Raw genomic sequence first — 19,763 nt, 5'->3', positions numbered from 1 at the left:
AGGATTTAGCAAAATGAAGCATCGAATTGACAAAGAGTTAATTCGAAAACGGTATCTTTATTTTTACTTTTCAGGGGACTCTCCTGGCTTCGTGATATGGGTATGATAGAACAAGTGAACAAGTAGTGAAAACGGAGGCTTTCGCAAGCCCCCATTTTCGGAATTTTTGTAATTAGAAGTAGAGTATTTGTTTTAACCGGCAGGTTTTAATTTCCCGCCCTGATTTTTCCTATGCCGTCTTTGGAGAGGTCTGTTTCGCTTGGCTTTCCGTAGTAGGTTATGTTGCCAATGCCACCAGAACGTGCTTTGAGAAACTCCGATGCAAAACAACTTACATTCCCCACTCCCTGTGAATAAACGGTAGCCCTTCGGGATTTCAGCTCTCCAGCATCTATGTTGCCCACACCTTCAGACCTTATCTCCACACTGTCTGCTGTGCCAGCGATAGAGATGTTACCAACTCCTTCGGAAGAGATATGAACATGTCCTCCATCAAGCTCCCTGGCAGTAAAGTTACCTACCCCCTTAGAGTTGACAATTAGTCCAGGGGAAGAGAAGGATCCCTTAATATTGATGTTTCCTACTCCATCAAAGTCGATTTTTGTAAGGGTAGGGGTGGAGATGGAGATCAGCAGCTTGTCAGCTTTTTTATTAAACTGTTTCCAAAAACTCTTTTCCATCTCCAGAATGAGTTTGCCATCGTCCATTCTCACTTCAAGAATATTAAGCAGCTCTTCACTTCCTTCGGCGGTAACGCTTGTTTTATCGGATTGCATGATCATAATATTGGCGACCACCGACGATTTGATAGCCGTGAAACCGGTTACCTCGAATTGATCCGTTGCTTTGCGTTGTTGGGCACAAGAAGTGCTGCTGATTGTGCAAAGCAATAATATTAGTGTAAATGTAAGTGTTGTTCGCATATAGTTTATTTTTTATTTATTTGACTGAATAATGGTTACAACGGTTACAAAAAAAATCTGTTTTTTTGTAAAGCCGAAATAACAGTCAGGCGAGAGCAGGTTCAGGAGAATCTGAAACTCTGTCTGGAACCAGTTATTTATCAAAATGATTCAATCTTTCAACAACTCCAGGATTTTCAACCGGAAAGCATATTCATATTTGGCTTGCGCTTCTTCTCCCAGAACCTGAGTGAGATTGTTCTTGGCAAGGAAGAGCTCATATGAGTTAGCCCTGCCACTCTCATGTTTTTGTTCCGCAAAACGGTATGCTTCGCGGCTGGCTATGACCGATTTTTGAGCAGCGTTCCACCGGCTTCTTGCTCCTATTGCATTATAATAGGCCTGTTCAATCTTTTTTCGCAGTTCCAGTTTCGTTTTATCCATCTCCAGCCGTGTGTTGGCAATGATCAGTTCGGCATTATGAACACTGTTTCTGATCTGAAATCTGTTGAATATTGGAATACGAAGGTTGAAACCGAGCGAATTGCTTATGTTATTACGCAATTGCGAACTGAAAGAGTCGTTATCTCTTCCGCTCATATTGTAATATCCTGTACCCATATTGGCTCCGAACGAAAGTGTGGGGTAATATTGAGCTTTTGCCATCAGCAGCTCTTTACGGCTACTTTCAAGCCGGTAGAGCATACTGCGAATTTCGGGACGGTTCATCAGTGCGCTCTCGTAGACTGCTTCTGAGGAAAGGAGTGCGGTTTCGTTAATCAGGTCCTCGGCTGATGGTGCCGTGATATCGAAATTATTGAACTCCTCCAGCTCCATGATTTGTGCCAGGTCAAGCAGAGCCAGCTTGAGATTACTTTCTGCCTGCACCCTGTTTAATTCCTCCTTAGCCTGTTGTGCCTCCAGTTCATACAGTTCACCCTGTGCCATTTTGCCGCTTCTAACCAGTTCGGAGCGTTGTGACAGTCCGGCTTTGGTAATACCAAGCTGGCTCTCGGCTATCTGTAATAACTCCCTGTTGAGTAATGCCTGTAAAAATGCCGTTGAAACACTCATGATAATATCATCGCGCATCTTTTCCAGATCGGCTTCCGATGCATGCATATCGGCTTTTCTTGCATCGATATTATGTTTCATGCGCAGTCCGTCAAAAAGGGTGATGTCCGCTCCGATACCTAAACTTGTCTGTGATGAGTTGGTATTTTGATAAACGTTGTCAAGTCCGATAGAGCGTCCGAACACAAAGTTTTGTCCGGCTGATGCATTCAGGTTTGGAAGCAGGTCGGTGCGTGCCTGGCTGTAGGCTATCTCCCTCTGTTGTTTGTTCAGCTCCTGCTGTTTTATATTGCGGTTGTTTTCCAGAGCAATATCTATACATTCTAACAGCGTAAATTGTTGCTGTGCGGTAACCGGGAACAACGATCCTGCTATCACTATAATGATAAGTATTGTTTTAATATTCATCTTATGATTTCTTTTCTTCTATAATTTCCGTTCCGCGAATTTTGTCACTCTCTTTCAATCCTTCAGTCACCTCAATATTGATACCGTCGGAGAGGCCGATTTTTACATGTCGTCTTTCAAACTCCTGCGGTTTTTCGTTTTTAACCATGTAAACAAATGCAGAATCTCCACTGAACTCTACTGAACTTTCCGGAATAGTCACCACTGCAGCTCGTTTATCGAGAATGATATCGGCATTGGCACTGTAACCGGCACGGATAAATACATCGGCAGGTAGTTCCATAGCAGCTTTCATCTCGAACAGAATAGCACCGCTTTCTTCAACACCTTTTGGCGATACATACTCCAAACTGGCAGGCACTTTCCTGTCCTGGATAGCTCCGATAGTGATTTCCATGGGCATTCCCACCGATAGTTTTCCCACTTCCGTTTCGTCAATCTTCCCCACAAAGAGCATGTCGCTAAGGTTTGCCACTGATGCCACCGTTGTGCCGTCGTTGAAGTTGTTGGACTGGATTACCGAGTTACCAACCTTGATAGGAATATCGAGGATAGTACCACTTACGGTGGAGCGCACCAAAGTGTTGCTGGTTTTTGCTGAACTCTTGGTAATTCCCGTTCTAACAAGGCTCAGATTGTCATTGGCCGCGCGCAACTCTTCCTGATCGTTTTTGTACTGTAACTCCACCTTATCGAACTCCTCTTTAGAGATCACTTCGTTCTCATATAGCTTCTTGTCTCTTTCATAATTGCTCCGGCTTTGATTGGCAGCTAGTTGCGCCCTCTCTACACGCGATTCGGCACTACTGAGATTTACCATATCGGGTACTACCTGAATCTTGGCAATAATATCACCGGCCTGCACAATATCACCGGCCTCCTTGTAAACTTCGGAAATGATGCCAGACATCTGTGGCTTTATAAGGATCTCGTTGCGTGGCTCAACCTTTCCCGTGGCTACGGTTCTTTTTTCTATATCTCCCTTTGCCGCTGTCTCAATTTTGTAGGTAACTGTTCTGGGGCGTGATTTCTGCCACAGAAATACGAAGGTGGATATTACCAAAAGCCCCAACAGAGCCAATCCTGCAATTCTTAATACTCGTTTCATGCCATTTATTTATTATTGATCATTTATTTCTCGTTTTATTGTCGTAATTTCCAGTCTCCAGCTTCAGTCCCAGTTCCCATTTTTTTTACTCTTCACTGATGGCCTCTACCGGTTTAATCATCATTGCCCGTTGTGCGGGTACATATCCTGCCATTGTACCTATCACTATCAGAATAAATAGGGAGATAACTGCCATACCGAACGATATTTGCGGATCTTTAAAGAACTGATCACCCTGGCTAAGCACTATACCCGTAGCTCTGAGCAATCCCACACCCACCACAATACCGAGTATTCCCGCCAAGACGGTTAGCACCACGCTTTCACTTAGAATTTGCCCGATAATGTTTCCGGGTGTCGCCCCCAATGCGCGCCTGATCCCGATCTCTTTAGTCCGTTCGCGTACTGTTACCAGCATGATGTTACTCACGCCGACAGCTCCGGCAAAGAGTGTTCCCAGTCCCACGATCCAGATCAAAGAGGCAATTCCTATTCCCAGGTAGTTGAACATTTTAAACTGCTCCTCTATATTCATGGTAAACAACGCATCCTTGTCGTCAGGTGCTATCTGGTGTTGTTGTTTCAGTATCTCCAGAATTTTGTTCTGAACCACTTTTACCGGTACTCCATCCTTGGCCGTAGCAGCCAGAAAGTGGATAATATTACCCTGGTTGAAAGCTTGCTGCATAGTAGAAAAGGGGAGAACCACCGTTTCGGCAGTGTTACCACCTATGCTTACACCCGATGAGCTTCTGGCAACCCCGATTACCTGAAAATAAATCCCATTCACCCTGATAAGCTTTCCCGTGGGGTCTTCGCCCTTCTGAAAGAGCACTTCATAAATTCGTTCACCAATAACACACACCTTTCTTTTTCCGGCAATATCAATGTCGTTCACATATCTGCCGTAAAGTATTTTGCTTTTCTCTATCAGATCGTATTCCGGATAACAACCTTTCACCAGGTAAGAGCCGTTTTTGTCACCTCTTACCACATTTCTGTCGTTTCCTCCGCTGAACAGCATTGGAGAGATGTACTGCAGCTCATCTACCCTTTGTCTGATAACGGGTAAATCGCTGTTGGTCATGTTCCATCTTCTTCCTTTACGGAAACCTTTGTAAGGGAGCGTCGTATTTTCTGCTGCAAAAAAGCAGGAGTTGGTTGCAAATCCTTCTATCTGAGACGAGATCCCTTTTTCAAGCGCGTTCCCGGCACCCACCATCAGCACCAGCATCAGCATACCCCAAAAAACACCAAATGCGGTGAGTACACTGCGCGATTTGTTGTGCGTAATGGTGATCCAAATCTCCTGCCATCTGTCTAAATCAAACATAACTGTATATTTTTAGCGTTCAGCGTTCACTCTTTTACATTTTCACATCCTCATTCCTGCCTCATTGCTTCTATAGGTTGTACACTCACCGCCTTACGTGCGGGCAGGTAGCCGGCGATTACCCCGGATATGATTAAAACTGCTGTCGCAAAAATGGCATACCCCAAGTCGACAGTCGGATTGCTGAATACCGACATTTGCGGTCCATCAGTAACAGGTTGCCCGTTTGCCGATTGTTCCATGAAGAAATTAATCACTTCTGTGAGCCCTATCCCCATAAATAATCCTATGTATCCGAAGATAGTGGTGATAAGTATAGACTCCAGAATAATGGTTTTAAGTATGGAAAGAGGTGTAGCACCTATAGCTTTACGGATACCTATTTCGCGTGTACGTTCTTTCACCGACACAAGCATGATATTGCTTACCCCCACTATTCCGGCAATAAGTGTAAGGATGCCGATGATGGTGACAAAGAAAGTAATTCCACCAAAAATCTTCATTGTTTCCACGTACTCCGATTGGGCGTTGTTGACCCATAATGCCTGCCTGTCTTCGGGATTAAAGTTAAGTTGCTTTCCCATTAATGCCCTAAGTGATTCATCAAAACTGTCGTTTGCAGCTTTAGTGTCGAGCCCGTCCACAGTGAAGGTGATTTGGTAAAACTTACGGTCAGGATTGAAGATTGCCTGTGACGCGGAGAAAGGGATGTAGGCATTTGAGCCTCCCCAGTCCTCTTTCTTGGAATTAATACCGATTACCTTGAACATAATCTGGCCTACCTTCACATAATTGCCTAATGGTGATTCATTCCTGAAAAGAAGATCAGCAATCTTTTTATCCAAAACAATCACCTTGTTAGCCTCTTTCATATCCAGCTGATTGATGAACCGTCCTTCCCCGGGTCGGATTATCAGTTTCTCAATATTTAAATAGTTAGGCATCACACCTCTCACCTCGTATGAGCCGTATTCGCTTCCGAAAGTAATTGTTTGTCTTGTGTTTATTCTTGCTGTGATAAGTCGGCTCTCCTCCACCTCGTTTTTGATCAGTTCTACCTCACTTTCCGAAAAACGCAGACGGCGTTCCGATTTCAATCCGTTGTAAGGCATTGAGGTTGTACCCGACCACAGGTTAATACGGTTTACGGCCCGTGAACTGAAGTTTAGCATTACACCGTTTTTCAGTCCGTTGCCTGCCCCCAGCAGCACAATGAGAATGAAGATACCCCATGATACGGACAGGCCCGTAAGAGTCGTTCGCATCTTGTTCTTCTTTAACGTGCTGATAATTTCCTGAAACTGGTCAATCATATTGTGTCTGTTCCTGCAGGTTGGAGTGATTCGTGCACCCCGTTGTTTTTACGTGTTTCATATTCAATCATCCCGTCTTTCAGATGGATGATGCGGTTAGTGGAGTTTGAAACCGAAGCTTCGTGCGTAACAATGATAGTAGTTATTCCCTGCCTGTTGAGGCCAGTCAGCACATCCATCACCTCTACGGTAGTTTTACTGTCTAAAGCGCCGGTGGGTTCATCCGCGAGAATTATTTTGGGATTGGATATCAGGGCTCGGGCTATTGCAACACGTTGTTTCTGTCCCCCCGATAGTTCGCTCGGCAGATGGTGCGCCCAATCTTTCAGCCCCATTCTGTCGAGATGCTCCATCGCAATGATATTGCGTTTTTTACGGCTTACTTTTTTATAATATAGAGGTAGAGCTACATTCTCGAGAGCATTTTTGAAGTTGATAAGGTTGAACGACTGGAAGACAAAACCAATCATCTCGTTGCGGTAATTTGCTGCTTGTCTCTCGGTTAGATTCTTTATCAATGTGCCGTTAAGTTGATAATCACCAGAATCGTATGCATCTAAAATTCCCAGTATGTTTAGAAGTGTGGATTTGCCCGATCCCGAAGCTCCCATTACGGAGACATATTCCCCCGCCTCTATATCGAGATCGATTCCCTTGAGTACGTGAAGTGATAGTGCTTCGGTATGATATGATTTGTGCAGTTGCCTGATATGGATCATCTTTATGCTGTTTTATTGTCTCTTATTAGACATATGTATGATTGAATTGGTTACAGAATTTATATCCTTTTATTTTTATTTTCTTTCTACTGTCAGATGGAACCACTGATTATCAACGATTATCATAATCATACCGGCCTCATCTTCATTACTTGAATTTTAAGAACTGCACAAATGTATGCCAAAACATTGTACTATGCAATACATAATACTATAATATTTATCTATTTAACATTATTTATAGTTTTAAGGTGTAAATATTATTAATCTTTGTTTACATTATCAGAATACTTCGGCAATTATTATTTAAATAATTCTTATAATACGCTGAATATCAATAGAGTATGACGCTTCTTAGGATCTGGCATAACTTATTGACTGTCAGCGCTATAAATGAGGTTTTAACGAAGCTTTATTACCAATGATACGTTGATAAATGATGCGATTGCTGTCTGTTCCATAATAGCCTATATATCAATAAAATATAATGAATTTAATAATCACATATGCACATACAAAAGCAGCCGTATAATAATGCGGAGCAGAAGTATGAAATAAAAGAAAAGGAATTATAAAGGGTGACAAATATTTCATATTTCTATGATAAGTGGCATCTTATCTGCGTGACAAGCTCATAGTGGTGTAAATCTTGCAGTGTCGGGAATAAGTTCAAATGTATATCCTTCGCCCAGCAACCACTCTATGGCACGTGGCATAGCGTACATCATATTTTTTTTGGCTTTCAGTGAATCGTGAAATACTATGATGGACCCGTCACGCGTGTATTTTTTAACATTTTCAAGCACCCTTTCAGGCGAGAGTTTGGCATTATAATCGCGTGTTACCACATCCCACATCACAATCTTGTACCCGCTTTTTCTGAGCAGCAAGGGTTGAGGTATAATCATATGGCCGTGAGGAGGGCGGAAAAGCCCTGAACGTATAAGGCTGTTTGCTTCACGGGTATCACTCAGAAACTTTTTGGGTGTGTTAAGCCATCCCTGCAGATGGTGAAAGGTATGGTTGCCCACAGAATGGCCACTTTCTAGTATCTCTTCAAATAGGTATCCATATTTGCGGACATTATCTCCAACACAAAAAAAAGTGGCTTTCACATCATATGTGTCAAGCACATCCAGTACCCAGGGTGTGATTTCAGGAATGGGACCGTCGTCGAACGTTAGGTACACAGTTTTTTGCAGGGGGACTTTCACGCGCCAGAGCGTTTTCGGATAAAGTAATCTATATATAATAGGTGGTTGTTCTATTAACATGAATATAGTTGTAGTGGTGAATATTGAAATAAGATGGGGCTGTGGGGAGATACCCCACAGCCCCATCTTATTATTCTATTGCTGATTTTTTGATTGGTATTGCTCCAATAGTCTGGGGCTGAATTGCTGCATCATACCTAAAGCTTTTTGCATTATCTCCTCTTCGGTGCTCCTTGTTAGAGTATCCTCTGCGGGAGTAGAATAAAAACCGCGTACCGAACCATCGGTTATCTCTTTCAAAATAGTATCTCCAATGTATGGAACTCCAAGCGTGTAAAAGGTCTGAGCCCGTTGAAGCATATCATCAACCATCATCTGGTATTTCACTTTATCATATTGTTGATATATACTTGCTATGAGAATTATCGGGTTGATATTATTGTATATCACGTCGGACATAGTATTTGATATCTGAAGGGGTTTCAGTCGTGAAAACCAGTCCAGGTTCCCATTAATCCTATCGCCAATTTCAGTGATGATGGCCGCAGCCTTATCCTTTTCACCCAAACTGTAGTATGCTCTGGCGAACAACAACCCGTCTGTGCCGTAGTGCACGGCAGAGGAGGGGATCATCGTGGTAACCTTGTCCAGTGCGGAAAGGGCTTTATCATTTTCGCCGGCATCTATCAATGCGCCGACTAATTGCGTGAAGTATAGACGGAAGGTAGAAAGCATCCTTCTGCTGGTTTCATCTAGATATATGTCCTGATTCTCTTCCAGCCCCCCCCATCTGAATTTATTCACCATATTATCGTAGGCCTTTTCTATGTTTACCCCTTTATACAGTGGTGTCCCTGGAACCACCTGGTAGGTAAGGCCATTAAGAGAGAAGTTGCTATCCTGAAGGTTCATATACAGAGAAGGAGTGATTGTTGTAGCGAAATGGATGGGGCGCTGCCAGTTGTCGTCGTTTATGTTGCCGAGCATCTCCAGGATCATCAGTTCCTGTCGATAGAGAGCCGATTTATCGCCCAGATTGATATACATCCTGGCTGCAGGTTTTGCTGCTATCGATTTCCAGTCTACTAAGGTTGTATCTACATCTAATGCAAGTACATTCCCGGGGATGATCTGAGTATTCCCGGTGTTGAACGGATTTACCGGTTTAAAATTACCGGTTCTCAGGCTTTCCATTGTCTGCTTGAGCGAAAGCGTATCTTTGAATGCGTTTACATCATAGTAGGTGCCAAAAGATACAGGTGGTATTTTGTTTTGCCGTAACACGTTCTCTATCTCCTGTCTAGAGATGATAAAGGCAGCACTACCGGCTTCGCCTGAATATAGCGGACGTGTCCATTTTATAGGCAGAGGCTTCGATTCATATGCAGGACGCACCAGCTGATCGATATACCATTCTGTCTGAAGGAAGCTTAGGTTGGTAACCCGCACATCGGTACGGAATCCTTCAGTCTCCTGCACATACCAAAGCGGATAGGTGTCGTTGTCGCCATTGGTAAAGAGAATAGCGTTCTCACCCACGCAGCTCAGATAGTTCATGCCGGTGTCACGTGCCAGTGTCCTTCCGGAACGGTCGTGATCGTCCCAGTTCTGTGAAGCCATCTGGATAGGAACAAAAAGGGCTGCCACAGTTGCAATTGAAGCGGCTGCAGTGGTGTTTTTCAAATATTTTCTCAGGAAGAGGCTGATACCGGCTACTCCCATTCCCACCCATATAGCGAAGGCATAAAAAGAGCCGGCATAAGCGTAATCGCGTTCCCTCGGTTCAAACGGTGTTTGATTGAGGTATAGGATAATGGCAAGGCCTGTCATGAAAAAAAGCATGAATACGATGGAGAAACTCTGCAGCCCTTTTTCTTTTAACCTCAATTGATACAATATACCAATGATTCCGAGCAGTAGTGGAAGCATATAATATTTATTGTGTCCCTTATTGTTGGCTATATCGGGTGCAATGTTGTCTTGCGGCCCAAGTCCCAGTATATTTTTATCTATGAATGATATACCCGTGATCCAATTTCCGGCAGTAATTCCTCCATCACCCTGGATATCGTTCTGTCTCCCTGAAAAGTTCCACATGAAATAGCGCCAGTACATATAGTTGATCTGGTAACTGATAAGAAACTTCAGATTCTGTAATACTGTAGGCTTTTGATTCATTTCGGTCACACCGCCCCACCGTTCGTAACCAATACTATGATTTCTAAAAGAGGGATTGTTGGAATTTGAATGCATCCTGGGGAACAGCATTGTGTTAGTATACTTGTAAACAGGTGTTGTAACCTTTACATATTCGTCTTTCTGATCGGGTGTTGTTTTTACAATTTTATTGTATGATTTGCGTTCGCCTTCAATAATTGCTGTACCGTTGGCATTCCTTGCTATCTGTGAAGCATAGGTTGTGCCATGCACAAGCGGGGTCTGCCCGTATTGCTCGCGGTTCAGGTAACTGCCCAGAGCGAAAACATCTTCAGGCGAGTTCAGGTCGAGGGGGGGATTAGCGCTCGATCGGATAGGAATTAGCGCGTATGCTGAAAATCCAATTAGGATGACCATCAGAGAAGACATTGACAGATGGATGAACCTGGTATTTATTTTTTTGTATTTAAATGAAAAAAATGCCCCTATAGCAATCAACACTATCCATAAAAAAATTTTACCTCCAATGAAGAGAATGCCGGAAAGGCCCAGGCTTATGAAGAAAGCTGTACGTGCACGTTTCTCTTTACCTTTTTTTGAGAGTGTTTCGTATATTGCCCATGAAATGCTTGCAACTAACAGGACAAGGTAAACTAATACTCCCGAGTTGTACGACATTCCAAGCGTATTCACAAAGAAGAGTTCAAACCATCCTCCCACTTTTGTGAAACCGGGGATGATTCCCCACATAAGTATAGCTATAAGCCCGAATGAGATCAGAAGAGATATAAGTGTTCCTTTCCAACCGGGGTTGTCATTTTTCTTGAAATAATAGACTAGTACGATGGCCGGGATACACAACAAATTAAGCAGGTGAACACCAATGGATAATCCCATGATGTATGCTATCAGTACAAGCCACTTATCTGAATTGGGCCTGTCGGCATTGTCCTCCCATTTGAGTATCAGCCAGAATACTAATGCAGTAAGCATAGATGAGAATGCATAAACTTCACCTTCCACGGCGGAGAACCAGAATGTGTCGGAAAAAGTATATACCAGTGCGCCGGCCAGTCCACTTCCCATTACAACTATAGTTTGCCCTAAGGTTAGCTCTCTTTCATCCTTTGAAATTATCAGCTTGCGAGTGAGATGTGTTATAGTCCAGAAAAGGAAAAGAATTGTAAATGCACTCAAAAGCGCCGACATGCTGTTTACCATCTTTGCTACTTGTGAAGGATCTTGTGCCAGCTGAGTAAACAGATTAGCTGTTAGCATAAAAATAGGTGCTCCAGGGGGGTGTCCCACTTCAAGCTTGTATGCCGATGTAATGAATTCGCCACAGTCCCAAAAACTTGCTGTAGGTTCAATGGTTAGAAGGTAAACAATAGCAGCAACGGTAAATACCAACCAACCTGCGACATTGTTTATAAACTTATATTTGTTCATTCTTTTCATTGATTTTTTAATTCCTGATCTCAAACTGAATCATACGGATCTTTTGCAAAATTTGAGCAAAGATACTGAAAACTATTTATTTTGATTCAGTATATAAAAAGCATTTGATGATAAATTGTTTAAAATATGTAAATCTGTAGGTTTTTCCTGACGCCATTGTCGCGGCATATTATTTTGTTCACTCTTTTACGCATCTGGAGATAAGTTGCACTTGTAATTTTTCCTGGTCACAATATTTGAAGGACAAAACTTCTTACCCTGCAATTCAAGGTAAGGTTTAGGGTTTGAATTTCGTTCTCAATTCATGGAAGATAAAACTAATATTGGAGATGTTAAACAATAGTTAATTAATGTTTAGTGCGCTTAATATCAAGAGAATATGTTTTATAACATATATTTGGTTAACAAACAGATATACAGGCAAATAATACATTTGTTTTTTTATTGAATGATTTTGATTTGAAAAAAAGAGGATAAAATATTTGGAAGAGAAATAATAAAAAGTTTACTTTGACGATGATTAAGGAAAAAAATCAATAATTAAAAGGTCATTTTCGTAATAGTTTATTATTTGTAATAGTTTATTATTCATGGAGATTACACTAGTAATTCTAAAACCATCAGCAGTTCAACGCGGGATCATCGGAGAGGTTATTTCACGCTTCGAAAAGAAAGGAATTCAGATTGTCGCAATGAAGATGGTACGGATGACCGATGAGAAATTGCGGGAACATTATTCACACTTAGTAGACAAGCCGTTTTTTTGCCGCATTAAAAATTCTATGCAGGCAAGCCCTGTTGTAGTGATGGCTCTAAAGGGTGTTGATGCAGTAAATGTAGTACGGAAACTGACCGGTGTGACAAATGGGAGAGAGGCGCAACCCGGCACAATAAGAGGTGATTTCTGTAATAGTATACAGGAAAATATTGTGCATGCATCCGATTCACCGGAAACTGCAGATGCTGAACTGAAACGCTTTTTCTCGGACGATGAGATTTTTAGTTACAACCAGTTTCTTGATCCGTATATTTACGCGAACGATGAATCATAATTGCGAAATTAAATATTCTGATATGAATTATTTTAAATCAGTAAGGTAGCAATGGAGACAGAGCATTTTTTTATTAAAGCAAAGAGCATATTATCGGCAGCACTGGTGTTCGTAACGCTGAATGCTTTCTCTCAATCTGCTTCGGAATCTTCCGGCAAATCCAGGCCGGAAGTGTCTTATAGACAGTTACACAGTTCCAGCCTAAGTGATCAGCCGGGATTATTTGCCGACGGATTAAAACTTAAGATGGATCTGTCTATTTTGGAGGAAGTTGAAGAGAGCAGAGAAGAGTTCAATCCCGACGAAATTCCTGCAGATGATATTTATGAAGGCATGTGGATCAACAGACACGTGAATATCTACGGAAGTCTGAAAAATGCCCCCGACACATTCATAGTGGATCTGGAAAATTTTACAATGCCGGTTGATGGTCATATGACCTCGAATTTTGGCAGAAGAGGAAGTCGTCGCTATCACTATGGAATAGACCTGAAAGCCCATACCGGTGACACAATTTATGCTGCTTTCGATGGTAAGGTAAGGGTAAAGCAATATGAAAGAGGAGGATATGGCTATTATGTTGTAATCAGACATGTGAATGGCTTGGAGACTGTTTATGGCCACCTATCTAAATTTCTTGTCGATGAAAATGATTTTGTCCTATCTGGTCAGCCTATCGGCCTGGCAGGCAATACAGGGCGATCATTCGGATCTCACCTTCACTTCGAAACACGTTTTCTTGGCAAGCCAATCAACCCCAATTTCATTATAGATTTTCAGAACAAGGTAACACACCGCGATGAATATCTGGTGACTAATTCCAGTTACCGGAAAACATCAAACAGCAGCAGGGTTCTTGTGTCAAATAACTCTCCGGCTGGTAAAGCCGTAGCCGATGCACCTAACAAATATGTATCTGGAGATGTTAAATACCACCGTATTAAAAAAGGAGATACTCTTGGTGCCATTGCCAGAAAATATGGTGTATCTGTCAATAAGCTCTGCACGTTGAATAATATGAATACCAGGACAACATTACGTATAGGAAGGTCAATCCGCATTTCCTGACATTTACAGACCTGGCGGTTTTATAGAAAAAGGTACAAGATTTCTGACTTGTACCTTTTTTTTGATTATCTTTGTTTGGATATTATATGTTAAACAATTTGCACAATTCACAATGGATGTAACCAGTAGACAATTTGACGAAGTAATAGCTATATGTCGAGAGATATTTGCCAAAAAATTACAGGATTATGGGGCATCATGGCGTATACTCCGCCCGGAGTCTGTTACCGATCAGATTTTTATCAAAGCAAACCGCATCCGTACACTCGAAGTTAAAAAAATGAACAAGGTGAATGAAGGTGTCTTTCCTGAATATATTGGCATTGTAAATTATGGTATTATCGGACTTATCCAGCTTCAAATGGGATATTCGGATGACGTTGATATTACACCAGAAAGGGCTCTAGAACTTTACGATGGCTACGTTGCAGAAACGAAAAACCTTATGAGTGCTAAAAATCATGATTACGATGAGGCTTGGAGAAGCATGCGCGTAAGTTCCTATACCGATCTTATCCTCACGAAGATTTATCGCATAAAAAAGATAGAGAGCCATTACGGGGAAACACTTATCTCCGAAGGGATAGATGCTAACTATAAAGATATGGTTAATTATGCTGTTTTTGGCTTGATTAAACTTCATTTTGACGGTAAAAAAGAGTGAAGAGTTTAGATAAATTCGAATGAAGGCAACCAGTAAAACAGTGAATATCTTTGTGGAATTGTCCCGCATTATTGTGGGGGCAACGTTTGTTTTATCGGGTTTTGTGAAAGCTGTCGATCCTATGGGATTTACCTACAAGATACAGGATTACCTTATAGAGTTAAATTTAACTGAAGTTTTTTCACTTGCTTTACCTGTCGCGCTCTTAATTATTGTGTCAGAATTCTTGTTGGGTGTTCTCCTTCTGCTTGGGGTTTACAGTAAGTGGACAACCCGCTTTACAGGTCTGTTCATGTTGTTCTTCACTCCGCTCACTTTGTGGATAGCCGTAACCAACCCTGTTGAAGATTGCGGGTGTTTCGGTGATGCATTTATTATTAGTAATTGGAATACTTTTTACAAGAATATTGTTCTTCTTGCTGGTACTGTCTTGCTTATTGCAAAGTGGAAGCTTATAAATACTCTGTTTTCATTGAAAACAGCTCCCCTTGCAGTTCTGTTCACAGCTCTTTTTGTATTGTTTTTTGCTCTCTATAATATTTATAAGCTTCCGGTATTTGATTTTAGGCCTTACCGAATAGGAGCCAATATACCTGAACAGATGCATGTTGATCCTGAGAAAGCCGATATTTATGAAACTATATTTCTCTATAGTAAGAACGGTGTACAACAAGAATTTACTGAAGAGAACTATCCGTGGAACGACTCCACCTGGACATACGTGGATATGAAGACTCACCTTGTGAAAGAGGGTGAAAAACCTAAAATAGAGGATTTTTCAGTGGACGCTTTATATTACGACGAATCATCCGGTTCATGGAATATCGGCAGCGATATCACTGATATTATTCTTTCCGAGCCTTCATATCTTTTCCTTATGGTCGCCTCTTCTCTCGAAGAGATGAATATGAAGCATTTAAACCGGTTTAAAAAGGTTAGCACCTATGCAATTGATAACGGTTGGCCTTTTTATCTGATTACCTCATCTGGCACCGATGTTGTGGAAAATTGGGAGAAGTCGAACAGAAGCGGTTTTCAGTTTTGTCATTCCGATGAAAAGGTACTGGAGACGATGATTCGCTCCAATCCCGGACTAATATTGTTGAAAGGGGGCACGGTTATCAATAAATGGGACGACAGCAGCGTGCCGTTAATTGGCGATATGGCCTCAGTCGCTGAGCAGACTGACATTATAGCTGAGTTGAATAATACGGGAACAACGGGAACAGTGAAGTTGTTCATTATAGCACTTCTTTTTTTGATACCTCTTTTACTGATAAAATTGGGCGATCGAAAAATGTTAGTCCGGAAAAAAGTGGAATAATTTTTTATTAATTATATATTGATTGTATGAGAAAAAACATTGTGGCAGGTAACTGGAAAATGAATAAAAACCTGCAGGAAGGCCTTGAACTGGCAAAGGAATTGAATGAAGCACTAAAAGGTAAAACAGTGAATTGCGATGTGGTAATAGGAACACCGTTTATCCACCTTGCTAGTGTAGTAGCCAGTGTAGATACTACTAAAATAGGTGTAGCCGCACAGAATTGTGCCGATAAAGCTTCCGGAGCTTATACCGGTGAGGTGTCTGCAGAGATGGTAGCATCAACAGGTGCAAAATATGTGATTTTGGGGCATAGCGAACGTCGTGCATACTACCACGAAACGCCGGAGATACTGAAGGAAAAAGTGTTGTTGGCGCTAGCTAATGGCCTTACCCCAATTTTCTGTGTTGGGGAGGTACTGCAAGAGAGGGAATCGGGGAGACATTTCGACGTAGTTAAGTCGCAGGTTGAATCATCGCTTTTTGATCTTTCGCCGGAAGATTTTACTAAGATTATACTGGCATATGAACCGGTGTGGGCAATAGGCACTGGTAAAACAGCTACTGCCGGGCAGGCTCAGGAAATGCACGCTTTCATACGTAAAACCCTGTCAGAAAAATATGGAGAAAAAATTGCCGATAATACCTCCATCCTTTACGGAGGAAGTGCCAATGCCGGCAATGCTAAGGAACTTTTCTCAAATCCCGACGTTGATGGCGGACTTATTGGCGGCGCATCACTTGGTGTGAATAAATTCCTGCCTATTATTGAGGCTTTTTAATCGATTAACAGAATTTTACCACAGATTCCTCATGGGTCTGTGGTATTTTTTTACCTTTGCAGAAAATTAATTAACAGGATGCAATAAAAACTCAGTTATTAATGGAACCAAAAAACTTTTGTTTTTTCACTCTTTATTTGTAATTCAAAAATTTCAGATCTCATGATTAGTGATTCAGGTTCCAAATCAAGAGTTTATATAAAAATAATCGTATGAACTATTTTCCTCATGTAATAACTATTTTTATGTTGTTATCTCTCTCTGCAGAAGCTGGGGCACAGCATTCTTCGCAAAAGAAAGAAATACTGAATGAGTTGAATTCAATTGTCCCGGGTAAAGGACGTGTTACCATTTACGAGGATGAGAGCATCAAACACATATTGGGACGCCATATGGCACCTCCCAGGACTGTCTATTCAAGTGCTGATGGCTCAATTCAATATTATAAGATGCGTGGTTACAAGATTCAGGCCTTTTCCGGAAACAATCAGCGTACATCCAAAAACGAGGCACTCCATAAGCAAGGGCTAATTAATAGTGCTTTTCCCGGTCAGGAGACAGTAGTACTGTTTGAATCTCCGTTTTGGCGTTTACGTATCGGTAATTTTGAAGACAGGGCTCAGGCCGAAGAGATGATGAAAGAGTTGAGAAGAGCGTTTCCCTCTTTTGGTAAAGAGATGTATATTGTAGTGGATGAGGTGAAAATTCCTATTAATAAGACGTTCGAAAGTGATGATCGTCAGTAACAGTAGAAACAAAAAGAGATGTCTTCCGAAGAAATAGAAAAAAACAGATCCGTGATAGCGGATCATATGAGAGGTATTCTTTCTCTTCTAGGAGAGAATGATGGCCGCGAGGGGCTTGTTAAAACACCCGAAAGGGTTGCAAAAGCCATGCAGTATCTTACCAGAGGATATTGGCAGGACCCGGAGGAGATACTGCGTTCCGCCCTGTTCAGGGAAAACTATCGGCAGATGGTGATAGTAAAGGACATTGACCTGTTTTCATTGTGTGAACATCATATGCTCCCATTTTTTGGAAAGGCACACGTTGCTTATATACCCGATGGCTACATTACCGGACTGAGCAAAATAGCCCGTGTTGTTGAGGTGTATTCCCGTCGTTTACAGGTACAGGAGCGACTCACCACTCAAATAAAAGAGTGCATTCAGAAAACACTGAACCCTATGGGGGTGATGGTAGTTATTGAAGCCCAGCATATGTGCATGCAGATGAGGGGTGTGGAAAAACAGCATTCTGTAACCACTACATCCGATTTCACCGGCGTGTTTCGTGAACAGAGAACGCGAGAGGAGTTTATCGCGTTGATAAAATAGTCTTTATCATTTTTTTGATACCCGCTTTCGGTCGGTTTCGTCCAGCATGATTTTGCGGATACGCATATGCTTGGGTGTTACCTCCACATATTCATCTTCCTTGATATATTCAAGTGCTTCCTCTAAGCTGAAAATAACGGGAGGAGCCAGTTGTGCCTTGTCGTCGGTTCCCGACGCACGAACGTTTGTCAGCTTTTTTGATTTGGTTACGTTGACTACCAGGTCGCCCTCTTTATTGTTCTCCCCTACAACCTGTCCTGCATATACATCAGTCTGAGGTTCAATAAAGAATCTTCCTCTGTCCTGCAACTTGTCCAAAGCGTAAGCATACGCATTTCCCGATTCCCCGGCAATGATGGAGCCGTTTTGTCTCTTCTCGATATTTCCCTTCCAGGGCTGAAATTCCAGAAAGCGGTGCGCCATGATAGCTTCACCAGAAGAGAGTGTGAGAACAATATTATTCAGGCCTATAATGCCTCGCGACGGAATAATGAACTCCATGTGCATGCGATTTCCTTTATTTTCCATGGTAAGTAGTTCGCCCTTGCGGCGGGTAATTACGTCTATGACCTTGCTGGCCGACTCCTCAGGGAGGTTAACTGTCAGTTGTTCAACAGGCTCATGTTTCTCGGCTCCTATCTCCTTGATTATCACCTGTGGCTGCCCTACCTGCAGTTCATAACCTTCGCGGCGCATGGTCTCTATAAGGACAGAGAGATGGAGTACACCGCGTCCGTAAACAATCCATGAATCAGAGTTTTCGGTCTCCTCAACACGAAGAGCCAGATTTTTGTCGAGCTCGCGCATCAGCCGGTCGTATATATGGCGCGAAGTTACATACTTTCCATCCTGTCCGAAGAAGGGAGAATTGTTTATAGTGAATAACATCGACATTGTAGGCTCATCGATAGCTATAGGATCAAGCGGGTCGGGTTTTTCCAGGTCGGTTATACTGTCGCCAATATCGAACCCTTCAATACCTACAAGCGCGCAAATATCGCCTGAGGTAGCTTCTTCAACCTTAATACGTTCCAATCCCTCAAAAAGGTCCACCTCTTTTATTCGGATCTTTTTTACAGTTCCGTCACGTTTACAAAGCGCATAATCTTTATTAAAGCTTATGGATCCGCGGTGCACACGCCCCACGGCAATACGTCCCAGGTAGTTTGAGTAATCGAGAGAGGTGATAAGCATCTGAGGCGTCCCCTCCAGCACTTTCGGGGCAGGGATATGCTTTATGATCGCATCAAGAAGTGGAGTGATACTGTCTGATGGCTTTTTCCAGTCGTTCGACATCCATCCATGCTTTGCCGATCCGTAAAGAGTGGGGAAATCGAGCTGTTCCTCGGTACCATCGAGACTGAACATCAGGTCGAACACCTTCTCCTGAACCTCTTCTGGACGACAGTTAGGTTTATCCACTTTGTTTATCACCAGAATCGGTTTTAATCCTATCTCAAGTGCTTTCTGCAATACAAAGCGCGTCTGCGGCATGGGCCCTTCAAAAGCATCCACAACAAGGAGGCATCCGTCAGCCATATTGAGCACCCGCTCTACCTCCCCGCCAAAGTCGGCATGTCCCGGCGTATCAATAATATTTATCTTTGTGTTGTTATATCTGATGGATACATTTTTTGATAAAATAGTGATACCCCGCTCACGCTCCAGGTCGTTGTTGTCGAGTATAAGGGCATTGGTCTGTTGGTTATCCCTGAAGAGATTCCCGGCCATAAGCATTTTGTCAACCAAGGTGGTTTTGCCGTGATCTACGTGGGCTATAATAGCAATATTTCGGATATTCTGCATTTAAAACAATCTTTTTGTTCCGCAAAGATACGTTTTTTTAGGCT

General features: G+C 42.3%; 16 protein-coding genes. 7 read left to right on the top strand and 9 right to left on the bottom strand.

All coding sequences use genetic code 11. From position 1 onward, the window contains the following. Positions 1–206 precede the first annotated feature (206 nt). The 8 genes from KDN43_RS14630 to KDN43_RS14595 form a co-directional block, all read right to left on the bottom strand. Positions 207–923, bottom strand: a complete 717-nt coding sequence (locus tag KDN43_RS14630; protein WP_238867293.1) for a head GIN domain-containing protein — start codon at positions 921–923, stop codon at positions 207–209. A gap of 150 nt (positions 924–1,073) precedes the next feature. Next, entirely contained in the window at positions 1,074–2,384 is a 1,311-nt protein-coding gene (locus KDN43_RS14625) for a TolC family protein (protein WP_238867292.1), read from the bottom strand. A 1-nt stretch (position 2,385) separates the two neighbouring features. Continuing rightward, on the bottom strand, positions 2,386–3,492 hold the full coding sequence (locus KDN43_RS14620) for an efflux RND transporter periplasmic adaptor subunit (protein WP_238867291.1): 1,107 nt from the start codon (positions 3,490–3,492) through the stop codon (positions 2,386–2,388). Between the two features lie 85 nt (positions 3,493–3,577). Then, on the bottom strand, positions 3,578–4,825 hold the full coding sequence (locus tag KDN43_RS14615; RefSeq protein WP_238867290.1) for an ABC transporter permease: 1,248 nt from the start codon (positions 4,823–4,825) through the stop codon (positions 3,578–3,580). A 50-nt stretch (positions 4,826–4,875) separates the two neighbouring features. Continuing rightward, positions 4,876–6,138, bottom strand: coding sequence for an ABC transporter permease (locus KDN43_RS14610; RefSeq protein ID WP_238867289.1), 1,263 nt, complete (start codon positions 6,136–6,138; stop codon positions 4,876–4,878). Continuing rightward, positions 6,135–6,857, bottom strand: a complete 723-nt coding sequence (locus tag KDN43_RS14605) for an ABC transporter ATP-binding protein (RefSeq protein WP_238867288.1) — start codon at positions 6,855–6,857, stop codon at positions 6,135–6,137. Before KDN43_RS14605 ends, KDN43_RS14610 begins: the two co-directional genes overlap by 4 nt. 632 nt (positions 6,858–7,489) lie before the next feature. Next, a complete protein-coding gene (locus KDN43_RS14600) occupies positions 7,490–8,131 on the bottom strand; it encodes a polysaccharide deacetylase family protein (protein ID WP_238867287.1) in 642 nt (213 codons plus the stop codon). Between the two features lie 75 nt (positions 8,132–8,206). After that, positions 8,207–11,677, bottom strand: a complete 3,471-nt coding sequence (locus KDN43_RS14595) for a glycosyltransferase family 117 protein (protein ID WP_286846775.1) — start codon at positions 11,675–11,677, stop codon at positions 8,207–8,209. Between the two features lie 599 nt (positions 11,678–12,276). On the opposite strand from KDN43_RS14595, the gene ndk reads away from it, so the two are divergent. From ndk to folE, 7 genes are all read left to right on the top strand, one after another. After that, positions 12,277–12,738, top strand: coding sequence for a nucleoside-diphosphate kinase (gene ndk / locus KDN43_RS14590; protein ID WP_238867283.1), 462 nt, complete (start codon positions 12,277–12,279; stop codon positions 12,736–12,738). Between the two features lie 51 nt (positions 12,739–12,789). Further along, positions 12,790–13,806: a peptidoglycan DD-metalloendopeptidase family protein gene (locus tag KDN43_RS14585; protein ID WP_238867281.1), complete on the top strand. Its 1,017-nt coding sequence runs from the start codon at positions 12,790–12,792 to the stop codon at positions 13,804–13,806. Between the two features lie 112 nt (positions 13,807–13,918). Next, a complete protein-coding gene (locus tag KDN43_RS14580; protein ID WP_238867279.1) occupies positions 13,919–14,470 on the top strand; it encodes a DUF1599 domain-containing protein in 552 nt (183 codons plus the stop codon). Between the two features lie 19 nt (positions 14,471–14,489). After that, the gene (locus tag KDN43_RS14575) at positions 14,490–15,794 is read left to right on the top strand and encodes a BT_3928 family protein (protein WP_238867277.1); all 1,305 of its coding nucleotides are present in this window, start codon (positions 14,490–14,492) and stop codon (positions 15,792–15,794) included. A gap of 26 nt (positions 15,795–15,820) precedes the next feature. Continuing rightward, complete coding sequence (gene tpiA, locus KDN43_RS14570; RefSeq protein ID WP_238867275.1) at positions 15,821–16,576, top strand: triose-phosphate isomerase; 756 nt, start codon at positions 15,821–15,823, stop codon at positions 16,574–16,576. A 212-nt stretch (positions 16,577–16,788) separates the two neighbouring features. Next, on the top strand, positions 16,789–17,322 hold the full coding sequence (locus KDN43_RS14565; protein WP_238867273.1) for an SPOR domain-containing protein: 534 nt from the start codon (positions 16,789–16,791) through the stop codon (positions 17,320–17,322). A gap of 18 nt (positions 17,323–17,340) precedes the next feature. Then, positions 17,341–17,913, top strand: coding sequence for a GTP cyclohydrolase I FolE (gene folE / locus KDN43_RS14560; protein WP_238867270.1), 573 nt, complete (start codon positions 17,341–17,343; stop codon positions 17,911–17,913). 6 nt (positions 17,914–17,919) lie between these two features. On the opposite strand, the gene typA is transcribed toward folE, so the two are convergent. Further along, a complete protein-coding gene (gene typA / locus KDN43_RS14555; RefSeq protein WP_238867268.1) occupies positions 17,920–19,719 on the bottom strand; it encodes a translational GTPase TypA in 1,800 nt (599 codons plus the stop codon). Between the last annotated feature and the right edge of the window lie 44 nt (positions 19,720–19,763).

Source organism: Proteiniphilum propionicum (assembly GCF_022267555.1).
GTDB lineage: Bacteria > Bacteroidota > Bacteroidia > Bacteroidales > Dysgonomonadaceae > Proteiniphilum > Proteiniphilum propionicum.
This window is presented reverse-complemented; position numbering and strand designations above follow the sequence as displayed.